This is a genomic window from Huintestinicola butyrica, assembly GCF_025567215.1.
GTDB lineage: Bacteria > Bacillota > Clostridia > Oscillospirales > Ruminococcaceae > Huintestinicola > Huintestinicola butyrica.
In genome coordinates this window covers 1-15844 of record NZ_JAOQKB010000015.1, presented here as the reverse complement: position 1 = coordinate 15844, position 15844 = coordinate 1, and the positions used below count along the sequence as shown (strand labels likewise).

The window sequence follows — 15844 nt, the reverse complement described above, 5'->3', positions numbered from 1 at the left end:
TCCATTTTATCGGAAAACATTTAGGACGGACAGGCAAAGTAGCTTGCCCGTCCTTTTCTTATCGCTCCTGTTCATGCCGCTTGGTGCGGCTCTGCGTCTGCTCCGGTTGGTCGGCGCGGAGTGCAATATCCACGCATTTGCGGATTTTTTGAAGCTCTGAAACATTGGTGCGGGTATCTTTCAGTTTGGTATAATCGCTGTCCCTCTGTGTTTTGAGGTCAGCATATTCCTGTTCCCATTCCGCAATAGGCAAGGTCTTTGTTCCTTTCGGCAGATTTGCATGGAGATAGCGACTTGCTGCGTTCCATAGGGTCAGCTCGGCGCGGTGGGCTTCCTCGTACTTGTCGCGCTTGTTTGTCCAGCCGTTTTGCAGCTTTTTCAGTTCATCGTGAATGGGCTTGTACTCTGTGTAGTTCTTCCCGTATTCAATTAGCTTTTGTAGCTTCTTCATGCGTTCCTCGGCGGTTTTCATTCCTGCCCGGATTGAATAGGCTCTATCACTGACAGAGGAAAGAGAAGCGTCCAGCTCGTCAAGATTAGAGATGCCATGCTCGGAGAGATAGTTGACCGCTGCCGCTATGGTTTTCAGTTCATCGGCTGTGTGCTGTTGTTGCCAACGCTGCGAATACTTCCGGCTCTTTTCTCTCTGAACGCTCAAATACTTCATCAACAGATTTGCAAGGTTGGGAGATTGCGGCGGCTGCTTCGGGGCGGTTTCCCACACTTTGAACAGGTCGGCTATCCATTCTTTGAGCTTGCTAACCTGCGCCCGGATTTCCCGTATAAGGCGGTTTGTCTTTTGAATACTGCGGTTCAGTTCGCCTTTCTCGGTGGCGATACCTTTCTTCTCCATCTGGCAAGCCGCCACGCCCATGTGGACGGTGGGTATCTCGTCAATTCCTCTCTCGGCGTTGCTGCGGTGGTCGATACGCTCCGGGCTTCCGTTCCTCTCCAAAAAGTCGTTGGTATAGTCAGCCCACGCCTTGCGCCACAAAAGGGTGTTGTCCTTGTCGTTCCAGCCTGTAAGGTCAACTTTGTGCGTCTTATATCTGCCGCTTGGCAAGCGGATACGCTCGCCGTTTTCGTCAAGGTCATATTCCTTTTTGGATTTCGCCGCCCATGCTCCGCGCTCGTCAAGTGGTCGCATAGTCAGCATGATATGACAATGGGGGTTGCCGCTGTCGGTGTCATGGATAGCAAAATCCACACACATTCCTCTGGAAACAAATTGAGAGGAACAGTATTCCCGGACAAGCCGGATCTGTTCCTCTCTGGATAATTCTATGGGGAGTGCCGCGTCAATCTCTCTGGCAAGCTGGGCGTTCCCGGCTTTCTCGTAAAGCTCCACGCTGTTCCACAAGGTTGAACGGTCAGAAAATGAGGGTGGCGCGTGGGGCGGCAGCATGATTTCCGTATGGACAACGCCGCCTTTGCGAGTGTAGTCATGGGTCATTCCGTCCCATTCGCTTGTCAGCTTTTCGCCACTTCGGTAGGCGGCTGCGGCAACGGCTGATTTGCCTTTTCCTCGGCTCACAATGCCGATGTTCCAATGGTAAATGGCTATGGGTATCACCTCCCGGATAGGATAATAAAACCCGCAAAAATGGTACAGACGCCAACGGCGGGTGTACTGTTTTTGTGGGTGTGCAGGGATAGCCGCGAAGCGGCGCAAGGGGTGCAGCCCCTTGTTGCGGCAAAGCCGCCAATCGGAGCGCGGGGAAATCTCCCTGTGCGGAGATAAGCCCTCGGCAGAGCGCACACGCCCGCAAGGGTGTATAAGTGCGCCCTTTGTTCCAAAGGGATTTATTCGGCGTTCCCGCTTTCGGCTCGTTTTTTCAGATATTCCCGCGCTGGTTCACTCGTCAATGCAAGCCGGAGAAGTGCTGCGGCTTCCTCGTCGGTCATGTTCTTTGCTTCCGGCACAATGCTTTCAAAGACCGCGCCCCGGACGATAAGGCGGTGGCTGCGTGTCCGGCGTTCCTCTTTGGATAACTTCTGACGCAACATCTTTTCCCGGTTCTCAAACTGCCGGATTTTCTTCTTTCCGTCCTCAATCTCGGCAGTCAATTCCTCGCGGGTTTTCTCTCTCGGTTTCGTCATAGCTGGCCGCTCCTTTCTGCCTGTCGGCATAGAAAAAGGACAGTCGATTTTCTCGGCTGCCCTTTCGATATGAGATAGATTATTCAGTTTGCGGCGGGGTCTTGTTCTGATACTTCTTCATCAGAAGTCTGGCTGTCAGGAAGCGGGTCATATCCGTCTGGGTTTCCGTCAAGCTTCATACCTGTTTCGTCACTAAAAGAAGTTAAGTCCAAATTCCCGTTTTCTGTCAGCTTCTGGATAACTTCTGCCAACTGATTTTTTATTGTTTCGCTATCATCTTTCATGCCGCCATTTTCCAGATATACCTTGCAATCGCCAATCTCAAAGGTCGCATAGTAAATAGCATTTTGCTCGCCTCGGCTGTTCGGGTCTGTTACAAAATATCCTGCGACTATGGTTATACCGTTGATTTCAGAGACTTTCTCCGTTCCAACAATTACAGTATCAAGCAACTGCACATCTGATGTTGAAATGATTACTTTCACATTTCCGACTTGTCCCTCAAATCCAATCAGTTCTTGTGAACCGCCTGCGTCTATATCGCTATTTAGAAAAATTGCATTGGCTGTAACAGGTAAATCCGAAAATAAAGCTAAGGTTTCATCTTCTGTAAGTGGCTTTGTAGTTACATCTACATCTAAAGCCAAAGAACCGCCAACATTATCAGACTTCACAAAAACAATTTTTTCCCCGTTATTCAATGTGGCTATATCGGTATGACTGCCAAATAATCCACTTTGAAACAATCCCACACCTAAGACGGTTACAGCTACAAAACAGGCTGCAATAGCTCCCCATTTAGCCCAAACTGGCTTTTTTGCTTTCTTCTTGTAGCTGATAGCTTCATCAACATACTTGCTGTCAAGCTCGCTCATGGCTTCGGAAAACTTCTTTGAGTTCATACGAATACCTCTCTTTCTGCTAAATAGCTTTTCATTTTTTGTCGGATACGGGTCAGCCGGACGGAGATATTTTTCTCCGAAAGCCCTACAAACTCGGCTATGTCTTTACAGCTATCGGAAAACCAATAGCGGTGCATGAAGATAACGCGGTTCTCGACGGTCAGCGTGTCCAGAAAACTTTCAATGATACGGGCTAACTCTCTGGCTTCAATCTCGGCTTCCACTGTGTTCGGGTCTGCTATACAGGCTTCGATTTCCTCCATAGCAATCGTGTAAGTGCTGTTTCGCTTGGCTGCTTCCTTTCTGTAATAGATTTTCAGTGAAATGTTCCGAACGATTTTACAGATATAGGTCAGAAGCGGGTGGGGGTTCGCCGGGGGGATTGCGTTCCATGCTCCTAAGTAAGCGTCGTTGACACATTCCTCCGCGTCCTGCCTGCTGTTAACAATGTTATACGATAACTTGTGGCAGACTTTACCGTATTTTATATCCAGCTCCCGTATGCCTTGCTCTGAACGCTCAAAAAACATTTCAATGATTTTCTCATCTTCTATCATCACACCGCCTCCTTTCCGGCTTCACCTATATACTACGGTTTCAGCGGCGAATACTACATCTAATCCGAAACTTTTTCAAAAAAATTATAGCACATCTTTTTGAATAGGGTGTGTCAAGTTGCCGGAATGTTTCTTTGCCGCTTTGCTGGCGGCGTTCCTCCGTTCCTCACTGTATGGGGCGGTCAGACGGAAAGAGAAACGCCCCTTTGCAATATCAAACTCCATGCAGCCCGTTTCGGGGTCTGCGTCGGTCTGGCAGCACTGGTCGGGGTACTGTCCGGCGTAGGCGGCAAGCCGCTTCTTTAAGTCGGTGTTGTGGGTGCGGATATGGATAAGGGGGTCTTTCTCGTCAAACCAAATATCGGTGGTCTTTTCCTGCTTCGTAAGCCCTGTTCTCATAAACTCTCCTTTCTGCGCCCCTGTTACGCAATAGGGGCATTTTTCGGGTGTTTTTCCCGGCTCTTGACTTGGGGAAAATGAGGATTTTCAAATAGAAACCGCCCCGGTGAACCATTCCTCGTCCGGGAGGTTCCTATCGCAAGATTTCTGTTTTTTCCGGCTCTTGACCGTCAAACATAAATTAGCTCATGCTATGTGTTCTCCTTTCTGTTCGGCGGCAAGGGGCAGTTGCTCGGCTTGCTCCTGCTCCTGCTGCTCTTTCCATTGCCTGCGTTTCTTTTCCATATAGCGTCGATTGTACTCTGCTTTTTTCGCTCGGCGGCGTTCCTGTTCCGCTAACGCGGCCTTTTCTTCCTCGGTCAGTTCCACTTCCTTGTGAGGGATGTCCACCTTACCAACAAAATTAAAGAAAATTTCAATTTCCTGTATTCTGCTTGCTCCTTTGCCCTGGGCTTGGTGGACGAGGATTTTTTCTACAAACTCATTTATCATGGCAGGGGTCAACTCGGAAAAGTCTGTATATTTTCTGACAAGGGAAAGAAACTTTTCGGCGTTGATGGTTTCCCTGCTTATGCGTTCAAGTTCCTGTTGGTCTTGGGAAACGATTTCTGTCAAATCGCTTAGCTCGGCCTCGAAATCTCTGAGCATTTGTTCAAAAAGGGTATCGGAAAGTCGGCCACTTACATTGTCCTCATAGAGCTTTCGGATTAGGCGGGTCAGTTCATCGGTACGCTTCTCGTTGCGCTGCTTCCGCTGGCGAATGGATCTTGCAGCTTTTTCCTGCCTGTCCTCGGAAGCGGAGCAGACCTGTGCCATAAACTCAGCTTCATTGTTCAACGCATAGTCACAAACGCCCTTGATGGCTTCCAACAAAAGCTCGTTTACAACAGCAGTACGAATAAGGTGCGTCGTGCAGTATTTATCATAATGCTGGTTGCCCAAATCATAACGGGAACAGTTGTACTCGTCACGATCCGGACGCTTTTTCCCGTTGGGTCTGCCCGCCCAGTCACGCGCGTTTCCGGCCTTGCCCCTGTGGTTATACATCTTTGCACCGCAATCCGCGCAAAACATCAAGCCGGTTAGTGGATTGGCCTTTCCTATGCTGTCTGTCCGGCGAATGGTTTTCCGTAGAGTTTGTACGCGTTCCCATGTTTCCTTGTCGATGATAGCTTCTTGTGTGTTCTCAAAAATGACTAAATCCTCTTTGGGGGTCATTTTGACGCGCTTATCTTTATAGCTCTCCTTATAAGTCCGAAAGTTTACCGTATGCCCCATATATTCCTGCTTGGAGAGTATGTCGGCAACTGTACCGCCGCGCCATGTGTAGGGGTCTGCGGCATTGTAGTTTGATTGATGGTTTCCCATACCGCGCTGTGCAAGATAGTAAGAGGGGCGCTCAACCTTTTCCGTTGCCAATATGCGGGCAATTTCATACGGGCCTTTTCCCTCAATGGCCATGCGATAAATCCGGCGTACTACTTCGGCAGCTTCCTCGTCGATAATCCAATGGTCTTTGTCGTTGGGGTCTTTCTTGTAACCGTAGATACAGTGGTTGCTTGTGTGCTTGCCGGACATACCTCTTGCCCGTAAAACAGAGGTTATCTTACGGCTGCAATCACGAATATACCATTCGTTCATAATGTTCAAAAAGGGTGCAAACTCGCTGCTTTCCCGTTTGTCGCTATCTACTCCGTTGGTAATGGCAACAAACCGCACACCTTTCTCTCTGAACATCACTTCGGTGTAAAAGCCCACCTGTAAATAATCTCTACCGACGCGGCTCAAATCTTTAACAAGGACAGCAGCGATTTCGCCTTTTCCAATGCCCTCAATCATGCGCTTCCAACTTGGGCGGTCAAAACTTCCACCAGACCAACCATCATCTGTGAAGTGGACGCAATTCGTAAAACCGTTGGCTTTCGCATAGTCCTCCAGCATTTTCTTTTGATTGATAATGCTGTTACTATCACCTGTGAGGTCATCGTCACGGCTCAATCTCTCATAAAGGGCGGTGATTTTACCGTTGCCTAATTTCTTGGGTTTCATGGGAACGCTCCTTTCTATGGGTGATTTCTTATCCCCCTTTCACAGCATATATCTTCGGTGTAGGGCTTCGGCGGCTGGGTGAAATGCTCGGTGACAGCAACCTCTGCGCCGTCAAAAGTCTGCCCTTCGGTGAAGTCCGGGAGCGTGCCGCCGTCCCCATCCGCAGGCTTTTCCTTCAAGAAGGCACGGAAAATGCGGTCGATCTCCCGCCAGCCTTCGGAGAGGTTTCGCTTGCCCTTTGCGGTGAAGGAATGGCCACCGCAGTCAAAGGCAGCCGTGACCTCCTCATACACATACGGCTCCGCCGACGCACACAGCAGCTTGCAGCAGACCAACAGCAGAAGGTTTCGTTCACCAACGGGGAGCAATTTCAAATCCGCTTTTTCAATCTCCATAGTCGGGATGATAGCATGGTGGTCAGATACATCCTTGTCGGAGATCATGGTCTCCACCAGCGGGAAGAAGTTTGTGCAGCCATCAAAAGGTGGCAGTTTCGCCGCCAGGTGGATCACGCAGGAAGCCGTTTCTACCATGTCGGAGGTCAGATACCGGCTGTCCGTGCGGGGATAGGTCAGCAGCTTCTTTTCGTAGAGGCTCTGTGCGTAATCTAAGGTCTGCTTTGCCGTGTATCCGAACAGGCGGTTTGCCTCCCTCTGCAAGGTGGTGAGATCATAGAGCTTCGGCGGCTGTTCTTTCTTCTGTTCCTTCGTGACAGAGGTACAGGTGACGGCCGCACCCTTGCACATGACCGCTGCCTGTTCCGCCTCCGTTGGATCGGTGAACTTTTCCGACACCGCCTCGGTTCCATCCAGCGTCAGACGCAGCAAATGATATTTTTCCTTGTGAAACAGCGTGATCTTTGCGTCACGCTCCGCCAGCATTGCCAGTGTGGGGGTCTGAACACGGCCCACATTCAAGGTGCGGTGATAGAGAACGGAGAAAAGGCGCGTGGCGTTGATCCCCACCAGCCAATCCGCTTTCTGGCGGCAGAGGGCAGATTGATACAGGGCTTCATAATCGGCGCCGGGGCGCAGGTCAGAAAAGCCCTCCCGGATAGCGCTGTCCTCCATCGAGGAAATCCAAAGACGGAGGACCGGCTTGCGGCAACCAGCCATTTCATACATCAGACGGAAGATCAGCTCGCCTTCACGCCCAGCGTCACAGGCATTGACGATGGTATCCACATCGGAGCGGTCCATCAGGGCACGGAGATTTTCAAAAGCATCCTCCTTGCCCGGTGCCAGCACATAGCGGAACGGCTCCGGCAGAATGGGAAAATCGTCATAACGCCATTTCTTGAAACGCTCGTCATAGCCGCCCGCATCCATCGGGGATACCAAGTGCCCCACGCACCAAGATACAAGAAGGCCATTGCCCTCATAAAAGCCGTCGGCCCTGGATGAAGCACCCAGGGCCGATGCGATAGATTTTGCCACACTCGGTTTTTCTGCGATAATCAGTTTACTCATTCTTTTCCTCCGTTTCCTCGTCCTCGGTCAAATATTCTTCTTCATCCCCCAGGTCGAAATCATCCAGATCAGCGGGAACTTTCTTTCCCTGCTTCGGTTTCAGCACCAGGAAATAGACTGCCGCGCCGCCTCCGGCTGCAAGAATCAGCAGCACCGCCAGGATTGCCCCGGCATTGCTTTTCTTTTCGGGTTCCGGATTCTCCGGTTCGGTGGGCTCCGCAGCTTTCTGTTCCGTGCCAACACATTCACTAAGGTTCTTTACGCAGACCGGGCAAGCGGTATTGACCGCTCCGGCCTGGCACTTCTCCGTACAGGTGCAGACAATAGGTGTTTCCGCCTTTTCTCCATCCTCCGTAAGCGCCATGAGGTCGGCTTCATCCACCTGGTTCAGAAAATGCACGGTTTCCTCGCCCTCATCGTCACGGTCGATAATGAGATAGAACACATTGCCGTTCTTCGTTTCCACTGTAATAAACTGCTTGCCGCTGGCGGTCGGGCTGCCAATATCGTCAATCAGCGAAAGGTTCCCGTCCGGAGTCAAGGCGACACCGCCATTCAAACCGCCGCCCAGCATCCCCAGCAGATTTTCCAGCGTTTCCGTGTCCAGAGAGAAAGAACCTTCCCCGGAACCAGCCTCGCCGTCACTTACCGTCATGTAGCCGGAATAGACATAGCCGACCTTTTCCGGCAGGATGACTTTCAGCCAGTCGCCATCCGTTCCGATCACCTTCACGGTCGTTCCGTTGGGAATCTGGGTGAAGGCGGTATAATCCATTCCCGCACCCGTGCGGACATTCAGATTGCCGCCGCCCGTGGTGACGGTGCCGGTCTGCCCAGAGTCATTTTCGCCGGAACTGAACTGGATACCATCCTCGGTGACGGATACCGTGACCTGGCTGCCTGCCAGAGCGGAAAGCAGATCAGAAACATCCCCGACCGTTTCCTGTTCGGTCACGGATTCCGTGCTTTCCTCGCCGCCGCTGGCAAAGGCGGTGATAGAAAAAGCGGCAGTGCTGAGCACCACCGCCAAAAGAGCCGATACCATTTTTGTCATAAAGTTATGCTTCATCCTCGTATCCCTCCGTTTCCTCATTCTCGGTGTTGCCCTCCTGCAGCATACCTTCCGGCAGGGAGATCATACCGCTGGCATAGGCTTTCAGGAAGGCGGTCAGTTCCTTGTTATCCATCTTCACGGCTTTCACCATGCGGACGATTTCCAGATTTTCTTCCTCCGCAAGCTGGGCCTCCAGCGTACGAAGGCGTTTCTGCTGCTCCGCGATCTTTTCTTTGGTTTTCGCAATGTCATTGCGGATCTTCTGTGTCGTTGCCATAAATCAAATTACCTCCATATCGTTTTTTAGTTGTAGGGTGGTCGCCCGAAAGCGTAAAAGTGGGATTGCCAGTAGCTTGTGTTGATATCTGCATACTGGATGGGGTCGCCGCAGTGCAGCATTTTTCCACCGCCCACATAGATACCCACATGGGAAACGCCCGGTGTATCGTAAGTACCGACGAAAAAGATCAGGTCGCCGGGTCTTGCGTTGGCAGAGGATACCGGGGTGGAAATATTGTAAAGTCCTTGCGCCCCAAGCCGTCCTGTATTGCAGACGCCGCTTTGCGTCAGCGCCCAGGATACGAAGCCGGAGCAATCAAAAGAAGTGTTCGGATTGCTGCCGCCCCAGACATAGGGATAGCCGATGTACTTCTCCGCCTCGGTAATGAGCGCTGCAAAGGTTTCATCTTCCAGTGCGGAAGGCGGGATATCATAGGTGGTGGGTGGTTTGGTGTACTTGTCTACATAGCCGGAGCCTGGGAACAAATCTTCCCGGTTTCCCAGCGTTGCCATATAGACCGCGTACAAGGAAAGTGTTTCCTCGTCCATGATGTAGACCGGCACATGGGAAAGGTCGAAGTTTTCCAGCCTCACCTTGCAGATATAGTAGTTGTACGGTACTTCCACGTCATAGTCATTTCCCTCGCTGTCTGTCCGTGTCTCCGTCCGATAGCGTACCTCCACTTCCACGGTCTGCGTCAGGATGTACTGCTTTTCAAAGAGCATTTGCAGTTCCTCCTGAACCTCATCGATGGTAAACACCCCTTCATGGAACGCCGTGAGAATGGAGATCAGCACATAAGGGTCATGCTCGATCTCATCCAGATCAAAACGGTATTCGTCATATCCGGGGTGCAGAGTCTCATAGTGGTCCAGCTCATATTGAAGCTCCTGCTCCAGTTCACAGTAGGCCGCCTCTGCAGCCAGCATATCCGCATCCTCGGAGAGATAAGAAGAAGTAAATACACCGCCCACACCGGAGCCTGCCATCATGGAACAGGAAGATACCCCGCCAAACAGCAGGGCAACACAGGCGCCAATGCCGATCACCAACAGCACCGCCCGGCTATGGTGTTTGATGTAGAGGAATGTTTCCTTGAAGGCGTCCTTTGCTTTCTGCGCCGCACTTTTCGCCGTGGCCGCTGTGTTCTTTGCGGTTTTCTCCGCCTGTCGCAGCTCCTTTGCATAGTTCCGCTTGATCCGCTGTTTCTGCAGAAAGCGGGATACCGGGTTAGAAGCCGCCAATGCAGGATCATCATGCAAAGCCTTTTGATAAAGGTACTCGGCGTTTGCCTTGACCGAAGCCTGCTCTGCCTTTGCCGCGTCACGCCAGGGCTTTGTGCGGTGATGGTGGATGGCGGCACGGACTTTACCTTTTCCGTAGGCAAACCCGCGTTCCGTCAACACCTCGCCTTTGTGTCCGGCCTCAACACCCACATTTTCCTGCTCTACTTCATGCACCTTCGCATGGGCGGCGTGGACGATCTCATGGATCGGTCGGGAAAGCGGATTGTGCCGCAGGCGTCCATTGGGGCGTTTCTCCACTTCTTCAAAGTGAAGCTGCGTTTTGCCTTTTCCGGCTGTCTCGTCAAAAACACGCTCGGTACGGAGAACTTTCTTTGTGGGGATAGCGGTCTTTGCCGCGTCCAGCCTGTCCGCCGCACGGTCGGAACGGTCGATGTACTTTCCAAGTACGGGATCGGCACGTTCTTCCTCGGTAAATTGCAGGCGGGAGGACGGGCGCTGCCTTGCGGCAGAACCATCCCGCACCGCCTGGGTGTCAGCCTTTTCCGCCTTTCGTGCGCTTTTCTTCTCATGGTGTTCCGCCGCACGCAGGGCAAGGTCAGCCGCAGCGCCAGCGGATTCTTCCGAAGAAGCGGACAGCTCCGTTTCCGGCTCCCGGCTGCTAATATGTTTCACCTCGCCTGTGGCAAGGTTTTCCGATACCGCACCGTCACGGGTCATTTTCTGCGTGATCTTATCGGTTGTTTTCAGTTCCCTCATAGGCAGTCACCTTCCTTTCCATAGGGGCAGAAGTCACCGCAGGTGCCATTCTCGATCATGGCGATATAGCGGAAAATGGGATATGCCTGGGGCGGGCAGACCGCATTTCCCAAGGTTTTCAACCGCAGCGCCCGGTCATCCATGCGCTCGGTCATGCGGGGGATTCCTTCCGGCTCGGCGGCCCAGAGGATACGTCCGTCCATCCTTTCGGGAAGCCCATGAGCCATTCCACCCAATCCGGGTTCAGTGCTGCCGTTTCGGACACCGGCCGCTCCTGGGAGATGATCTGCGCCGACAGGTTCCCGTCCTTCTTCGTCGGATCGAAGGCCGATGGCTTCAAGGTCGAGCGGAAACCGTCCGACGCCACCGGGGTCAGATAGAATACCGCCGCCGACAGGCTGAGGCTCCAGATCGCCCCGTTTCGGTTCCTCTTGCGGAATATCCCATTGTCCGACAGGAACACATCCAGGCTTGCCGCGTCCCTGGCGGTGTTGTTGTCGGAGGCAAGGGGTGTGGGAAACATCAGCCGCGACGATAAAAGTTCGCTGGCGCTCATGCCATGCGCCGACGCCGCAAGCCGGAAATACGAATGGGAGAACAGCGTATCCCGCTTTTGCCAGGTCAAAGATCGTTTTGTCGAGCCCCATATTGATGAAGCCAGCAACATTTTCCCCAAGCACCCAACGGGGCCGCAGCTCGGTAATAACGCGGCACATTTCCGGCCACAGGTAGCGTTCATCCGCAAAGCCCTTCCGTTTTCCGGCGGTGGAGAAGGGCTGACAGGGAAAGCCGCCTGAGATAACGGTAACTGTTTCAAGTCCTGTTTTTTCAAAAAACGCCTCCTTCGTGAAAGTAGTAATATCCCGGAACCTGGGAACATCCGGCCATCGTGCGGAGAGGACGGAGTGCGGAAAATCCGCCCACTCACACTGGCAGACGGTTTCAAACCCGGCAGCCTCCGCCGCCAGGTCCAGACCGCCAATGCCGGAAAACAGGCTCACATGGGTCAGTTTATTCATGGTTCTTCGGCGCACGGAACGGTTCGATCTCACTTTCCAGCTCCGCAAGGACCGCCTCCATATCCGCCGTGACCGCCTTGCTTCTGGCAATCAGCCGGTTCATCACATCAAAGAAGGTTTCACCTTCCTGCTTTTCTTCCGTATGCAAATAGCGGGGATCATTCATGTTCGTTTTCTCCTTTCCCGGTTTCACCAAGTTTTGTTGTCATAATGCTGTAAAGCTCGTTGTCCTTCGGGAAGTCATCCACAAAAGGCAGGATCACATTGCCGAAGAAGATCAGCCCCTCGCCGGGGCCTGCGTTGCTGATATGCGCCGCCTGCTGGTTGGAGATATTCAGGCGCTCGCAGAGGATTTTCCTGTCTCCGCTGGCCTGGTTCAGAAGGTACACAAAATCGCTGTTTTCAAAGATGTTCTCGATCTCCGGGGAGGAAAGCAGGTCCTTAATGTTCTGCGTGATCCCCGTGGGGATACCGCCCCATTTGCGAAAGCGTTTCCAAATCTCTACACTCCAGGAACCAACCTCGCCCCGCAGCAGAAGGTGGAACTCGTCCACGAAGTACCAGGTGGATTTGCCCTGATCCCGGTTTTGGGAAACACGGTTCCACACCTGATCCTGGATCACCAGCATACCCAGGCTTTTGAGCTGCTTTCCCAGCTCCTTGATATCGAAGCAGACAATACGGTTGTTGATATCCACATTGGTACGGTGGTTAAAAACATTCAGACTGCCATGCACATACAGTTCCAGTGCCGCCGCGATCCGCTGTGCCTCCGGCTCCGGCTGCCGCTTGATCTCGTCATACAAATCTTCCAACAGCGGCATATTCTCCGGGCGGGGGTCTGCGATATAGGGGCGATATACGATCCGCACGGCACGGTCAATGACCGTCTTTTCCACCGGGTCCAGACCGTTCCGGCCACCTGCCGCCAGTTCGCAGAACGACAAGATAAAGTCAGATTTCAACGCCAGCGGGTTATCATCCTCGCTGTAATTGAGGTTGATATCCATAGGGTTCACATACTGTGTACTGGTAGGTGAGATTTTGATGACCTGGCCTTCCAGACGGTTCACCAGCGGAAAATATTCTGCCTCCGGGTCGCAGATCAAGATATCGTCCTTTGTATTCAGGAACACACCCACGATGGAACGCTTTGCTGAAAAACTCTTGCCGCTGCCGGGCGTACCTAAGATCATGCCGTTGGGCGTTTTCAGCTTTTTGCGGTCAGCAAGGATCATGTTGCCGGAAGTGGCATTGAGCCCGTAGTAGAGAGCTTCGCCGCCGTGGAAAATCTCCTGCGTGGTGAAAGGAACGAACACCGCCACCGCCGAAGTGGTAAGCCCACGCTGTATCTTAATGCGGTTGACACCCAGGGGCAGAGCCGACACGAAGCCGTCCTCCTGCTGGAAGTCCAGCCGCACCAGGGAGCAGTTATATTTCTGCGCCACGCTTGCCGCACGGAGAAGGTCATTCTCCAGCTTTTGCTTGCTGTCCGCAAAGTTCACCACCAGGAAGGTCATCAGGAACATTCGCTCATTTCTGCTTTGCAGATCACGGAGTATATTCTTTGCCTCGCCTGCGTAGGTGGCAAGGTCAGTGGGGATGATATCCATATCGAAACCTTCCCACACCGCCTTTTTCTGTGCGTCGATCTTCATACTGTCAATGTCGGTGATCTTCCGCTTGACCGTTTTGATTGCCTCGTTCTGATCCATGCTGCGGATATGGAGGCTGACAAGCAGCCCGTTGTCCGTATCCAGCAGTTCGGTGAGCATACGGTCATCCATTTCCGGTGTGCTGATCTGCAGAAAGGACACGGCACAGAATTTATCCGCCATCGTGAACTTCCTTGCTTCACCGAAGCGGAAAGAAGAAGGTGCGATAAAATCCTGGACCGACAGGCCGGAAGGGGCAAGCCAGCTCCATTCAAAGGCAAACCGTTCCCCGTCCGGGTGCAGGATGCCGTGGAGCATTTCCAGCCACTCCTTGCCGCCAAGCTCCTTTGCCAGAGCACCCATGACCTTGAAATGGTTGAGGGCGTCCATGACGATCCGGGAAAGTCGTGCCCGTGCGGTTTTGCTGTCCCGTGCCTCGATGGTGAGGGTCAGGTACTTTGTTTTGATAAGACCGTTGTTGCCCCGTTCAAGCTGCTTGCGGAGCATTTGCGTGTAAAGCTCACGGATATGGTCGAAGTGATCTCCCTGCGCCGCGATCTCGATACGCTTTACAAAATCCTCCCGGTTCATGCGGCGGCTCACAAGGGAGAGCTGCATCCCGATAGAAGCGTCATGGGCGTTATACATATCGCAGAGGGCTTCAAAAATCGCTGTTTGATCGTCAGGTTTCGCAAGCTGATAATTCACATCCTCGAACTCGATACACTTCGACCAGGTGTGATCGTCCAGCTTGCACAGGCCGTCCGGGTACATCTGGCGGAACGGTAAGGTGTCCTGTGCAGAATGTACCTTGCCGTCGCCTCTGGCAGTTTCCAAGATACGGCTGATCTCACGCTTTTCTGCGGCGGTCAGCTTTACCGTGGGTTTTGCCGCCTGTCGTGCCTGCGGCTTTGGCTTTCGCTTTCTGAACAATGGCTTTCACCTCCTTTTCCGCCTGGGCCTGCCGCTCCAGGGCTACATAGAAATTGTTTGTCTGGTAAGGCCGCTCTTTCGTCCGCAGGAACATACAGCGGATGACCTGTCCGGCCACCACCTCCAGGGGTTGGCCGTGCCGCTCATACATGGCGAGCAGAAAGAACGGGAGCATGACGATAATCATGCAGAACGCGGCGGCGCTGTTGCTGGCCGTGCGTCTGAGCAAAAAGAAAAGCGGTACTCCGATGAGTGCCGCCGCTCCGAAACATATAAGCTGCCGTTTGGTAAGCCCAAACAGCACTTTGGATTTTACTTTTGTCAAATCCTTTGGAATGGTTACATACGCCAATTTATCAAGCCTCCTTAATGCGCTCCGAACAGGCTCTTAGAGAGGCTGCCGGTCTTGAACAGGGCGAAGCACAGCAGGACCGTGTAGCCCATGCAGGCCCATATCGCGCTTGAGATATTTCCGTCCGTGGCGATACTCTGTACCAAAACAGAGTAGATTCCCACGCACACCATGATTAGAAATGCCTGGAACGCCAATGCAAACAGGGATTTCAAGTAGTTCTGTCCTGTATGGCTCCAATCCCGGTTTGTCATAGTGGCAAGCGGAATCGGTCCAACGGAAGTTGTCAAATACACCTCGATCATGCGGCCGTAGATGACAAGCATGATACAGATGGAAAGGGCGTTCATGGTAAGTCCCACAAAAAGGGACTGGAACCACAGCCCGAACAGTTCTCCCGTGCCCAGGGCTTCAAGCTGCGCCTCCATATCCGTGATGACGCTGCTGATATCAATGGAGGTATTCCCGATGATGACGCCTGCGCTGCTGTTCACAACGCTTTGCCCGACATCGAAGATACCCATGACGATATTCCATGTGTTCGTCACAATGAGAACGGCACAGAAGGTCTTGAAAATCCACTTGAAGAACATCCAGGTGTCTACATCGTGCAGATTATTTTTCTCTGTCACAAGCTGGATCAGCTCATAACACATTACGAATGTCAGGATAACTCCGGCGATTGGAACGATCACCGTTTCAGAGAGGTTTCGGATCATAGAAAAGACGCCGCTGTTCCATGCCAGCGGCGTCTGTCCCACTTCACCGGCGATCTCGCCTACTTTGGTATTGACCGTATCGAACATGCCCGACAGGTTTCCCGTGATTCCCTCGATGAGCAGCCCTCGGAGCCATTCATCGAGTTTGTCGAGTATGCCGCCCATAAGCGATCACCGCCGGACGATCAACCGAACAGGCCGGAGAGCAGAGGGACAAGTGTGATGCCGATGAGGGCGACACCGCCGCCAGCCATCAACTGTTTTATCCCCAATTAGGTGTAAAACTCTGCTCGATGGCGGGCGGCGGCGTACAAAAATCTATATGGTGTTGTTAAGAGAACCGTCCCGGCGGG

Annotated in this window: 15 protein-coding genes and 1 pseudogene; all 16 read right to left on the bottom strand. The window is 52.6% G+C overall.

Annotation, left to right across the window (positions count from 1 at the left end; translation table 11 throughout):
• Window positions 1-58: 58 nt before the first annotated feature.
• Window positions 59-1672, bottom strand: a complete 1614-nt coding sequence (gene mobQ, locus OCV68_RS12870) for a MobQ family relaxase (RefSeq protein WP_394803515.1) — start codon at window positions 1670-1672, stop codon at window positions 59-61.
• A 131-nt stretch (window positions 1673-1803) separates the two neighbouring features.
• Window positions 1804-2100 carry a DUF3847 domain-containing protein gene (locus OCV68_RS12865; RefSeq protein WP_195309142.1) on the bottom strand — a complete coding sequence of 99 codons (297 nt, stop codon included), beginning with the start codon at window positions 2098-2100 and terminating at the stop codon, window positions 1804-1806.
• Between the two features lie 83 nt (window positions 2101-2183).
• Window positions 2184-3002 (bottom strand): hypothetical protein, encoded by an 819-nt coding sequence (locus OCV68_RS12860; protein ID WP_097769768.1) that lies wholly within the window; start codon window positions 3000-3002, stop codon window positions 2184-2186.
• Window positions 2999-3559, bottom strand: a complete 561-nt coding sequence (locus OCV68_RS12855) for an RNA polymerase sigma factor (protein WP_262573247.1) — start codon at window positions 3557-3559, stop codon at window positions 2999-3001. Before OCV68_RS12855 ends, OCV68_RS12860 begins: the two co-directional genes overlap by 4 nt.
• Window positions 3560-3643: 84 nt before the next feature.
• On the bottom strand, window positions 3644-3958 hold the full coding sequence (locus tag OCV68_RS12850) for a hypothetical protein (RefSeq protein ID WP_097769766.1): 315 nt from the start codon (window positions 3956-3958) through the stop codon (window positions 3644-3646).
• A 186-nt stretch (window positions 3959-4144) separates the two neighbouring features.
• Window positions 4145-6007 carry a recombinase family protein gene (locus OCV68_RS12845; protein WP_097769765.1) on the bottom strand — a complete coding sequence of 621 codons (1863 nt, stop codon included), beginning with the start codon at window positions 6005-6007 and terminating at the stop codon, window positions 4145-4147.
• Between the two features lie 14 nt (window positions 6008-6021).
• The gene (locus OCV68_RS12840; protein WP_449555770.1) at window positions 6022-7476 is read right to left on the bottom strand and encodes a DNA topoisomerase; all 1455 of its coding nucleotides are present in this window, start codon (window positions 7474-7476) and stop codon (window positions 6022-6024) included.
• Window positions 7469-8545 (bottom strand): CD1107 family mobile element protein, encoded by a 1077-nt coding sequence (locus OCV68_RS12835; protein ID WP_262573242.1) that lies wholly within the window; start codon window positions 8543-8545, stop codon window positions 7469-7471. The genes OCV68_RS12840 and OCV68_RS12835 overlap by 8 nt, the downstream gene beginning before the upstream one ends.
• Window positions 8535-8807 (bottom strand): DUF4315 family protein, encoded by a 273-nt coding sequence (locus tag OCV68_RS12830; protein WP_113999331.1) that lies wholly within the window; start codon window positions 8805-8807, stop codon window positions 8535-8537. Before OCV68_RS12830 ends, OCV68_RS12835 begins: the two co-directional genes overlap by 11 nt.
• A 26-nt stretch (window positions 8808-8833) precedes the next feature.
• Window positions 8834-10813: a C40 family peptidase gene (locus OCV68_RS12825; protein ID WP_262573239.1), complete on the bottom strand. Its 1980-nt coding sequence runs from the start codon at window positions 10811-10813 to the stop codon at window positions 8834-8836.
• On the bottom strand, window positions 10810-11832 hold the full coding sequence (locus OCV68_RS12820) for a DNA cytosine methyltransferase (protein ID WP_113999329.1): 1023 nt from the start codon (window positions 11830-11832) through the stop codon (window positions 10810-10812). Before OCV68_RS12820 ends, OCV68_RS12825 begins: the two co-directional genes overlap by 4 nt.
• Window positions 11825-11998 (bottom strand): hypothetical protein, encoded by a 174-nt coding sequence (locus OCV68_RS12815; RefSeq protein WP_199488081.1) that lies wholly within the window; start codon window positions 11996-11998, stop codon window positions 11825-11827. Before OCV68_RS12815 ends, OCV68_RS12820 begins: the two co-directional genes overlap by 8 nt.
• Complete coding sequence (locus OCV68_RS12810; RefSeq protein ID WP_394803514.1) at window positions 11991-14420, bottom strand: VirB4-like conjugal transfer ATPase, CD1110 family; 2430 nt, start codon at window positions 14418-14420, stop codon at window positions 11991-11993. The genes OCV68_RS12815 and OCV68_RS12810 overlap by 8 nt, the downstream gene beginning before the upstream one ends.
• Window positions 14338-14772 (bottom strand): PrgI family protein, encoded by a 435-nt coding sequence (locus OCV68_RS12805; RefSeq protein WP_113999328.1) that lies wholly within the window; start codon window positions 14770-14772, stop codon window positions 14338-14340. Before OCV68_RS12805 ends, OCV68_RS12810 begins: the two co-directional genes overlap by 83 nt.
• 14 nt (window positions 14773-14786) lie before the next feature.
• Window positions 14787-15656, bottom strand: coding sequence for a VirB6/TrbL-like conjugal transfer protein, CD1112 family (locus OCV68_RS12800; RefSeq protein ID WP_113999327.1), 870 nt, complete (start codon window positions 15654-15656; stop codon window positions 14787-14789).
• A gap of 20 nt (window positions 15657-15676) precedes the next feature.
• A pseudogene (locus OCV68_RS12795) lies at window positions 15677-15760 on the bottom strand (Maff2 family mobile element protein); the annotation flags it as partial.
• Window positions 15761-15844: the final 84 nt, after the last annotated feature.

Excerpts from the sequence above, each read along its gene's own strand:
- OCV68_RS12815 (WP_199488081.1), bottom strand. The coding sequence starts at position 11,998 with ATGAATGATCCCCGCTATTTGCATACGGAAGAAAAGCAGGAAGGTGAA.
- OCV68_RS12825 (WP_262573239.1), bottom strand. The coding sequence starts at position 10,813 with ATGAGGGAACTGAAAACAACCGATAAGATCACGCAGAAAATGACCCGT.
- OCV68_RS12820 (WP_113999329.1), bottom strand. The coding sequence starts at position 11,832 with ATGAATAAACTGACCCATGTGAGCCTGTTTTCCGGCATTGGCGGTCTG.
- OCV68_RS12855 (WP_262573247.1), bottom strand. The coding sequence starts at position 3,559 with ATGATAGAAGATGAGAAAATCATTGAAATGTTTTTTGAGCGTTCAGAG.
- OCV68_RS12835 (WP_262573242.1), bottom strand. The coding sequence starts at position 8,545 with ATGAAGCATAACTTTATGACAAAAATGGTATCGGCTCTTTTGGCGGTG.
- OCV68_RS12860 (WP_097769768.1), bottom strand. The coding sequence starts at position 3,002 with ATGAACTCAAAGAAGTTTTCCGAAGCCATGAGCGAGCTTGACAGCAAG.
- OCV68_RS12865 (WP_195309142.1), bottom strand. The coding sequence starts at position 2,100 with ATGACGAAACCGAGAGAGAAAACCCGCGAGGAATTGACTGCCGAGATT.
- OCV68_RS12840 (WP_449555770.1), bottom strand. The coding sequence starts at position 7,476 with ATGAGTAAACTGATTATCGCAGAAAAACCGAGTGTGGCAAAATCTATC.
- OCV68_RS12800 (WP_113999327.1), bottom strand. The coding sequence starts at position 15,656 with ATGGGCGGCATACTCGACAAACTCGATGAATGGCTCCGAGGGCTGCTC.
- OCV68_RS12845 (WP_097769765.1), bottom strand. The coding sequence starts at position 6,007 with ATGAAACCCAAGAAATTAGGCAACGGTAAAATCACCGCCCTTTATGAG.
- OCV68_RS12830 (WP_113999331.1), bottom strand. The coding sequence starts at position 8,807 with ATGGCAACGACACAGAAGATCCGCAATGACATTGCGAAAACCAAAGAA.
- OCV68_RS12850 (WP_097769766.1), bottom strand. The coding sequence starts at position 3,958 with ATGAGAACAGGGCTTACGAAGCAGGAAAAGACCACCGATATTTGGTTT.